Below are 8,873 nucleotides of genomic sequence, written 5' to 3' on the forward strand. Positions count from 1 at the left end.
CTTCCCGTTCTGGTAGAAAGACTCCATCGATGCGAAAGGATAATTGTTTCACCTCTACGGAGGAAAATCGATAGAAATTGGCTAATTCGCCGGGAAAGTCGATTAACTCAAACAGAAGACCTGGAAAGGTTTGAAAAAGTCGGTAGAAAATCGTGTCGGTTTTCATGAGTTCGCTCTATCCCTCTGGTGCGTGACGGGGTTCCGATTGAGTTCAGTGTTTTAAATAGACAATGCCTCAACCGACGTATTTCTTCCAAAGAGACTTTAATCCAAGAAGTAGAGGCGTGGGAACAACAAAGAAATCAAACTTCTTCTCCTGTTGATTGGCAGTTTACTACCGAAGATGCTCGCATCAAATTAACCCAATTATATCCGTCAATTTTAACTTGACAGACCACTAGTAGGAGTCGATCGTCGATACCGAATTAGTTTATACTTCATCTTTATGAGAAACACTCTCTAGGGATGTGTGTGGGGAAATGGGTGTTATACGCTCCAGTCAAATTAAATTTTCCCACTAGCGATCGCTTTTCTGCGGGAACACAGAAACGGGTAGAATCAATCAATGCAGTTGTTTTCTTTCGAGGTGTCATCATTACTAAGAAAGCTACCCGTTCCTTGGCCGGTATTGCCGGAATTGTCGCCGTTGCCACCTTAATCAGTAAGGTTTTTGGTTTGGTCCGCGAACAGGTAATCGCCGCTGCCTACGGTGTTGGGCCGGTGGTGAACGCCTACGCTTTTGCCTACGTTATCCCCGGTTTTCTGTTAATTCTCCTCGGTGGTATTAACGGCCCCTTTCACAGCGCTTTGGTCAGTGTTTTGGCCAAAAGAGATAAATCCGAGTCCGCACCGATTGTCGAGACTGTCACCACCCTAGTCAGTGCCATTTTATTAGCTGTCACCGTCTTTTTAATCGTTTTTGCCAATATTTTTATCGATGTTCTCGCTCCCGGTTTAGATGCCGCCACCCGTGGCATGGCCATTCAACAACTGCAAATTATGGCCCCCATGGCGGTTTTAGCCGGTTTAATCGGCATCGGTTTCGGTACTCTCAACGCGGCGGACCAATACTGGCTACCGAGTCTCAGTCCGCTTTTTTCCAGTGTGGCGGTGATTTTCGGGGTGGGTTTGCTGGCCTGGTTGCTTGGCGATCGCATTGATCAGCCGCAATATATTCAACTAGGGGGTTTTGTCCTCGCCGGGGGTACTCTCGTCGGGGCGCTCTGGCAATGGTTAGCACAAGTGGGCGCACAAGTCAAGTCAGGTTTAGGAAAATTAACATTTCGTTGGGATTGGCGGATTCCGGGGGTGTCGGATGTGTTGCAGGTGATGATTCCGGCGACCCTATCTTCGGGAATGTTGCATATTAACGTTTATACTGACCTCTTTTTCGCTTCTTTTATCGAAAATGCCGCCGCTTCTATGCGTTACGCCAGTTTTATCGTTCTCACGCCCTTGGGCATCATGTCTAACATGATTCTCGTGCCGTTTATGCCGATATTTTCTCGACTGACGGAACCGGAAAATTGGGGAGAATTGAAGCAAAGAATCCGTCAGGGTTTATTATTGACGGCTTTAACCATGTTACCCTTCACCGCTATCTTTATCGCCCTCGCTTTCCCGGTAGTGCGGGTTATCTATCAACGGGGTGCCTTTAATCTGGCTGCCTCGGAACAGGTGGTTCCCGTATTAATGGCCTACGGTTTCGGGATGTTTTTCTATCTCGGCCGCGATGTCCTAGTACGAGTGTTCTATGCTTTGGGGGATGGCGACACTCCCTTTAAGGTGAGTATGGTGAATATTTTTCTTAATGGTGTGCTGGATTTCCTCTTGTATAAACCTTTTGGTACTCCGGGGATTGTTTTAGCCACCGTGGGGGTTAATATCCTTTCTCTGGGCATTTTTACGGTGATTTTAAATCGTCGTTTAGGGGGTTTACCTCTAGGAGAATGGGGTTTATCCTTGTTGGGATTAACGGTAATTACAATGCTTTCTGGTGTTGCTAGTTGGGGTGCTAGTTGGGGTTGGGAAAAGATTTTTGGTGCTGGTAATATTTTCCTACAATTATTACAGTTAGGTTTTGCTTCGACGGTAGCGGTGGGTTTATTCCTTCTCGGTGCGATGTTATTGAAGTTACCGGAATTAGACCTATTAATCTCGCGAGTTCGTCAGAAGTTCTTGAAAAAATCTTAGGTTTAAGTTGCTGCCTCACTAGATTAAAGAAAGGTTAAACCCTAGCTAACACCAAATCAGTTTTTAAGAGTCTGATTAACTCCCTCCCTCGCTCATAATTACTGTTGTAGGGGACGGAAGAATTTTTTCAATTTGCTCGCTCTCTTTTTGTTTAATGTCAAACAAATCCAATCGGATTTGAAGATTTAACCAAAAATCAGGCGCGACTTGCAAGTATTTAGCTAGTCTTAAAGCGGTGCTAGGGGTAATCCCCCGACGACCGTTGACGATTTCGTTAATTTGCCGGTAGGAAACTCCGATCGCATCGGCGAGTTGACGTTGTGTGATACCCATCGGCTGCAAAAATTCCTCTTTCAGCATCTGGCCTGGATGGGTGGGTCTTCTATGGGTAGGTATGCGAACCATGCTTATACTCCTTTTTTAACTGGAATGATAATCAACGATTTCAACCATTTTTGCCCCGTTTACAGTCCAGATAAAACAGATACGGTACTGATCATTGATTCGGATACTATACTGACCTTGCCGATCACCGACTAAAACCTCTAAACGATTATTAGGTGGAATGCGGAGGTCATCTAGGGAGGTCGCTGAATCGACTAAATCTAGTTTTCGCTGGGCCACGTTCCATAAATTCCTAGGGCAGACTTTCCGTGCTTTTTTTGTATCCTCACCGTTGAAAATATCTTCAGTAGCTCTATTCCTGAACGAGAGGATCATAATAACACGGTAGCACGTTTGTCATGTTAGACATTGTTATATCGGAAATACCAGTTTCCTTATTCTGACTTTCCCGACCGACTCCTAATCCCACCGACAAACTTTTGCAGCAAACCCTATTTATTTTTAGGAATTCGGGGCAGTTGCGGTGATTTTCGGCGAGAATTAGCACCAGATATTTTCGGAGGTAGGGGTGCAGAATTGCGATTAGATAAACTTTGAAGGCTCTTTTTCATATTAGCAGGTTCCGGCAGTTCTAGAGTTACCCCTTCTCTAGCAATCATTGTTTCCTCTGGTAGGCATAAATCAAAAACAAAGGCAGAATTATTGGTTAAATCAGCCAGTTCTAATTTTACCATCTCCGGAGAGGATTCTCGTGCCAATAAAGGTTCAATTTCGGTTTTAATTAACTGTTCTAATTGAGCCAGATAATTGATCTTAACAGGAGTAACAATTAAAGTTAACGTTTCTTGCCAACCTTGCCCCTCTAATTCTGCCAGAATATCCCCATAACAGCGAATTTTCCAGCTACCTATTCCTAAATCTCGATAGGAAAAAATTTCTAGCCAACCCCCGGCATCCGATCGATAATAATGAGTATATCGTTCACTACTTTCGGGAGATTCGTAATCGATACGCACTTCAATATGGGCAAAAGGAGAATCCAGACGGGCCAAGAGACGATAGTTTCCCGAGACAATTTCTAGGGAATTAGTAGAAATTGTGTGTCCGTGATTCTCCCCTTGTTTTTGCAGTATAAATTCCATAATCTTAGCCTAGGCCTAATGTTTGCCCATGACGCTAAAACTTAGGATTTGTGCCGAGAGATTTGTGCTTTTAATTCCCTTGCTTGTGTCAATAAATCCGCTTGGGTTAGACTAATTTGTTCTTGGGTGGCCATCCATTTCAGTTGTACCGTGCCATTTTCAGCCTCAGCATCCCCCAAAATTATACAGCCCACGGCCTTGGCTCGATCGGCCCGTTTAAATTGTTTCCCGAAAGCGCTGCCGCTTAAGTCCAACTCGACGCTAAACCCCAATCTGCGTAATTCCTGTGCTAACACCACACTGCGCTCCTCAGCTTTTTCTCCTTTGGAGACGAGATAAAAATCGGGAACCAAAAAAGATAAAGATTGCTTTTGTTGTAATAATATAATCAGACGTTCTAAACCGATCGCCCAACCCACTGCTGGTGTGTCTAGACCACCTAATTGAGCTATTAAACCATCATAACGACCACCACCGCAAACCGTCGCTTGAGAGCCTAAATCATCGGACTGAATTTCAAAGGCCGTATGGGTGTAATAGTCCAATCCTCGCACTAAACAGGGATTAAGGTTATAGATAACTCCTAAATCGGTTAGTAAAGATTGTACCCGTTCAAAGTGCTTTTGAGAATCACTGCCGAGATGTTCAAGAATACTGGGGGCATTCTCACAGATAATCTTGGTTTTCTCGTCCTTACTGTCTAAAATTCGCAGGGGATTTTTTTCTAATCTCTGTTGAGAATCTGCGTCTAAATCAGCTTTGTAGGGAGTCAAATAATCTAGCAAGGCCTGACGATAATTTTGCCTATCTTGGGCATTTCCCAGGGAATTAAGGTCTAATTTTAGGTTTTCTAGCCCCACAGCTTTTAATATCTCGCTGGCAAGGGTAATTACTTCCACATCCGCCCTAGGGTCATCACTTCCCAATAATTCGACCCCGATTTGATGAAACTGTCGCTGCCTACCCGCTTGCGGACGTTCATAACGAAACATCGGCCCCTTATACCAGAGTCTTTGTACTCCTCCTGCAGCCTGTAATTTGTGTTCAATGTAGGCGCGAACGACCCCAGCTGTTCCTTCTGGTCGCAAAGTCAGGGAACGTTGACCGCGATCGAGGAAAGTGTACATTTCTTTACCTACCACGTCCGTCGCTTCCCCGATACCCCGTTCAAAAAGTTGCGTCTGTTCAAAAATAGGAGTTCGTATCTCTTGATACAGCGCAGTCGCTAAAATTCTGCTAGTGGTTTCCTCTAACCAATGCCAGTAACCGACCTCCGCCGGTAAAATATCTTTTGTGCCTCGGATTGCCTGGATTTCGCCCATAGTTCTCTGTATTTTTGTCCCTATCTAAATGGAGCAAGAGGACTCCCGTTAAATTTCTCCTTAATCAAAAATATACCAGAAATTAACGTAACGATGAATTGCCACCAGAATCTCAACTAACGCGACAGCGTTTCCTTATTGGGAAAGTCTTGATTCTCAAGGTATGTATGAGCTTGACATATTTAATCTGTAAGTGTTACATTAAAAAAATAACACAGATGAGGTCAGGCTGATGTTAAATGTTTTAAAAGTGAGAATATACCCAAACAAAGAACAAGAACTAGCCCTAGCTAAAAACTTTGGTTGCGTTCGTTCTGTTTGGAATTACTACTTAAATAAAACTAACAATCAGTACCTAGAGACTGGTAAAGGAATGACCTACTGTGACATGGCAAAAGACCTTACCCAACTCAAGAAACAACCAGATTTTGAATGGTTAGCTGAGGCTACTGCCGCCACCTTGCAGCAATCATTGAAAAACTTAGAATCTGCTTTTAAGAACTTCTTCTCAAAAAGAACAAAATTCCCTAAGTTTAAAAGTAAGCACAAAAAACAATCAATCCGTTATCCTGAAAGTTGTTCAATTAGAAATAAGGGAATTAAGCTACCTAAATTAGGTGTTGTAAAAGCTAAGATTTCTCAAGTGATAAAAGGCCAGATTAAATCCGTAACTGTTTCTAAAACCAGTACAGATAAATATTTTGCTGCCATCTTGTTTGAAATGGATGAATCAACAACCATTGAAAAACTAAAAATATCAGGGATAGACCTGGGTTTATCTTCTTTAGTTACGGTTTTTGATGGTGAAACAACCTACAAGATTGACCCAATCAAACCTACCAGAAAATATGCTAAACGTTTAAAGCGGAGACAACAAGCATTGTCTCGTAAAGCCAAGGGGTCTAATAATCGCCAAAAAGCCATTAAGGAGGTGGCCAAGGTTCACGAAAAGATAGCAAATACTAGACAAGATTTTCTTCATAAACTCTCTTTGAAAGTTATGCGATGAAAACCAAATCGTTGTAGCAGAGAATCTGAATATTAAAGGGTTAGCAAGGACTAAATTAGCCAAATCAATACATGACGCTGGTTTTGGTATGTTGCTTAATTTCTTGGACTACAAGCTAGAAAGAGAGGGAGGAAAACTTGTAGAAGTTGACAGGTTTTATCCGAGTACAAAACTCTGTTCTTGCTGTGGATTTAAAAATGATTTGTTGACTCTCAATATTCGTGAACCAGAATGTGAGAGTCATCACGATAGAGATGAAAACGCCGCCAAGAATTTAAGGGAAGAAGGTATGAGAATACTGTCAACAAATACCGATGGACAGTCGGAATTTCAAGCTTGGGGAGAAACTGTAAGACTTGTTGGTACTTGTACCGAAAAGCGTGTTTCTGTGAATCAAGAATCCCCCGTCACAGCGTCAGCTTGACGGTGGGAGTGTCAATTCAACAATCTTAAACCGCTGAGAGTCACTAATACCGTCGATCCTTCATGACCGACGACACCTAGAGGTAAAGTTATATCACCGGCAAAATTAGCTATTAGCAATATGCCGATAAATGCGAGGGCGAAAGTGATATTCTGTTTAACAATGCGATTGGCACGACGACCGAGGTTAATCGCGCTGGGAATTTTGGCTAAATTATCGGACATGAGGATAATATCGGCTGTTTCCAAGGCGACATCACTACCAGCTTTTCCCATGGCAATCCCCACATTAGCCATAGCTAAAGCGGGTGCGTCATTAATGCCATCCCCCACCATAGCAACAGTGTGATATTTTTCTTGCAGATTTTTGATGACGTTTAACTTATCTTCGGGCAGTAAATCAGCGTAAACCTCCTCAATGCCGAGTTTTTTAGCGACTTTATCGGCACTTTGTTGATTATCACCCGTAATTAAAACGATATGTTCGATACCGCTCTTTTTTAGTTTCTCCACCAGATTAACTGCCGAGTCACGAAGGGTATCAGCCACAGCGATCGCACCGATAATTTGGTTCTCCTGTACTACCCAAACCAGGGTTTTACCTTCTTTTTGTAAACGTTCGCGGATAGCTAAAATATTCTGGTCAAGGTCAGCAATATGGTCACGAATATAGGCAAAATTGCCCACAGATACCGACTTATCGGCAATTTTTCCCGTGATACCCCGTCCCGATACCGCTTGTACCTGATTAGCACTGAAGAAATTTATACCACGTTCGATCGCTGTGCTGGTAATTGCCTCTGCGATGGGATGTTCGGAACAGGATTCTAGGGATGCAGCCACCGCTAACACCTCATTTTCGCTGACTGCATGGATGGGGACAATTTCCACCACTTGCAACTTACCAAGGGTAAGAGTGCCGGTTTTATCAAAAGCGATCGCTCGTAGGCGGCCGATCATCTCCAATCTTGCGCCATTTTTGAATAAAATCCCCTGTTTTGCCCCGTTAGCGATACCCGATAACAAAGCTGGCATAATTGAGGCCATTAAAGCACAGGGAGAGGCCACCACGAGAAAAATTAAGGCCCGATAGATAGTGGTTTCCCAGGTCCAACCCCAGAAAAAAGGCGGTAAAATCCCGAAAATTAAGCCCAAAATCACGATAATTTTCGCATAACCCCGCTCGAAACCTTCGATAAACTGTTGGGAGGGAGGGGATTCATTTTGCGCTTTTTCTACCAAACGAATCACCCTTTCAATTAAGCGACTTTCGGGGGGAGTTTCCACCTTTAAACGTAGCGCTCCCGAACCGTTGAGAGTTCCCGCAAAGACTTCTTCCCCGATGGTTTTATCCACGGGAAGCGATTCTCCGGTAATTGGTGCTTGATTGATGGGACTGTTTCCCTCCATAATAATGCCGTCAATGGGGATTAATTCACCCGGTTTGACCAAAACTGTATCACCGATGTGTAATTGCTTGATAGTAATCTCTTTTTCGCCGTCTCCCGTGATTAATCTAGCAGTATCGGGAGTCATAGCCATGAGAGAACGAATATTGCGATCGGTTTTCGCCATGGCAATCTGTTCTAATGCGCCACTAATGGCGAAAATGAGAATTAAAATGGCTCCATCGATGATGAGATAGTAATTACTATCCCAGAGTCCCAAAATCGCCGCTCCCAACGCCGCTACAATCATTAAGAGGTCCACATCCAGTTCTTTTTCCTCGAATAAAGTCGTTAATCCTGCTTGGGTACTTTCGTATCCTCCCACCACATAGGCGATCGGTAGTAGGATGAAAGCTAGGCCGATCAGGTTAAAGTGTAGGCATAACCAACCAAAAAAGACTAAAATAGCGCAAATTCCCGCGGCAACTGCCGAGGAATACTCAGACAACCAAGAGGACGAAATACTCTGAATCATCGAAAATTTGGGTCTGAAACCCCGTCGTAGAACGACGGCTTTACTGTTAAATATTAGCGCATTTACACGATATATGCTAAAATGTGAGACATGGAAAAAGCCTATTGGTTTCGATTTTACCCAACACCAGAACAAGAGTCGCTATTGCGGCGCACCTTGGGCTGTGTAAGATTAGTTTACAATAAAGCTCTCCATCTCAGAACACAAGCTTGGTATGAAAGACAAGAAAGAGTAGGATATGCTCAAACGTCTTCAATGCTAACCGAGTGGAAAAAGCAAGAAGAATTAGACTTTCTCAATGAAGTAAGCTGTGTACCTTTACAACAAGGGTTAAGACATTGACAAACAGCTTTCACTAATTTCTTTGGGTTCTTCGGTTTGTGTTATGCAATGGACGAGGGTTATAAGGGATGAAACCCTTATAGAGAGAGACATTGCTGCGATTTTTGTCAACTGTTTTCGATCTAGAGCGAACTAATCAATTAAATCTCTCGCCAGATAAGGATTTAGTCGATT

The 8,873-nt window shown here is 43.3% G+C and carries 7 protein-coding genes and 3 pseudogenes; 4 read left to right on the plus strand and 6 right to left on the minus strand.

Annotation, left to right across the window (positions count from 1 at the left end; all coding sequences use genetic code 11):
• Nucleotides 1–166 (minus strand): DUF2887 domain-containing protein (locus EWV84_RS21890; protein WP_287080063.1); only part of this gene is annotated, 166 nt, incomplete at its 3' end.
• 41 nt (nucleotides 167–207) lie between these two features.
• Between EWV84_RS21890 and EWV84_RS21895 the strand changes: the two are divergent.
• Together EWV84_RS21895 and murJ are read left to right on the plus strand one after the other, a co-directional pair.
• Nucleotides 208–390: pseudogene (locus tag EWV84_RS21895) on the plus strand (IS630 family transposase); the annotation flags it as partial.
• Nucleotides 391–465: 75 nt separating this feature from the next.
• Nucleotides 466–2,193 (plus strand): murein biosynthesis integral membrane protein MurJ, encoded by a 1,728-nt coding sequence (murJ, locus tag EWV84_RS21900; protein WP_287080049.1) that lies wholly within the window; start codon nucleotides 466–468, stop codon nucleotides 2,191–2,193.
• A 75-nt stretch (nucleotides 2,194–2,268) separates the two neighbouring features.
• Here murJ and EWV84_RS21905 read toward each other — a convergent pair whose 3' ends face one another.
• From EWV84_RS21905 to hisS, 4 genes are all read right to left on the minus strand, one after another.
• Nucleotides 2,269–2,598 (minus strand): HigA family addiction module antitoxin, encoded by a 330-nt coding sequence (locus EWV84_RS21905; RefSeq protein WP_287080052.1) that lies wholly within the window; start codon nucleotides 2,596–2,598, stop codon nucleotides 2,269–2,271.
• A 15-nt stretch (nucleotides 2,599–2,613) separates the two neighbouring features.
• Complete coding sequence (locus EWV84_RS21910; protein WP_287080055.1) at nucleotides 2,614–2,913, minus strand: type II toxin-antitoxin system RelE/ParE family toxin; 300 nt, start codon at nucleotides 2,911–2,913, stop codon at nucleotides 2,614–2,616.
• A gap of 116 nt (nucleotides 2,914–3,029) precedes the next feature.
• Nucleotides 3,030–3,680, minus strand: a complete 651-nt coding sequence (locus tag EWV84_RS21915; protein WP_287080056.1) for a hypothetical protein — start codon at nucleotides 3,678–3,680, stop codon at nucleotides 3,030–3,032.
• Nucleotides 3,681–3,721: 41 nt separating this feature from the next.
• Complete coding sequence (gene hisS, locus EWV84_RS21920; RefSeq protein ID WP_287080058.1) at nucleotides 3,722–5,002, minus strand: histidine--tRNA ligase; 1,281 nt, start codon at nucleotides 5,000–5,002, stop codon at nucleotides 3,722–3,724.
• A gap of 232 nt (nucleotides 5,003–5,234) precedes the next feature.
• Between hisS and EWV84_RS23185 the strand changes: the two are divergent.
• Nucleotides 5,235–6,435 (plus strand): annotated as a pseudogene (locus tag EWV84_RS23185) (RNA-guided endonuclease InsQ/TnpB family protein).
• An 11-nt stretch (nucleotides 6,436–6,446) separates the two neighbouring features.
• Here EWV84_RS23185 and EWV84_RS21935 read toward each other — a convergent pair.
• A complete protein-coding gene (locus EWV84_RS21935) occupies nucleotides 6,447–8,357 on the minus strand; it encodes a heavy metal translocating P-type ATPase (RefSeq protein ID WP_287080060.1) in 1,911 nt (636 codons plus the stop codon).
• A gap of 90 nt (nucleotides 8,358–8,447) precedes the next feature.
• On the opposite strand from EWV84_RS21935, the pseudogene EWV84_RS21940 reads away from it, so the two are divergent.
• Nucleotides 8,448–8,696 (plus strand): annotated as a pseudogene (locus EWV84_RS21940) (helix-turn-helix domain-containing protein); the annotation flags it as partial.
• Nucleotides 8,697–8,873 lie beyond the last annotated feature (177 nt).

The organism is Microcystis sp. M_QC_C_20170808_M3Col, assembly GCF_007095505.1.
GTDB lineage: Bacteria > Cyanobacteriota > Cyanobacteriia > Cyanobacteriales > Microcystaceae > Microcystis.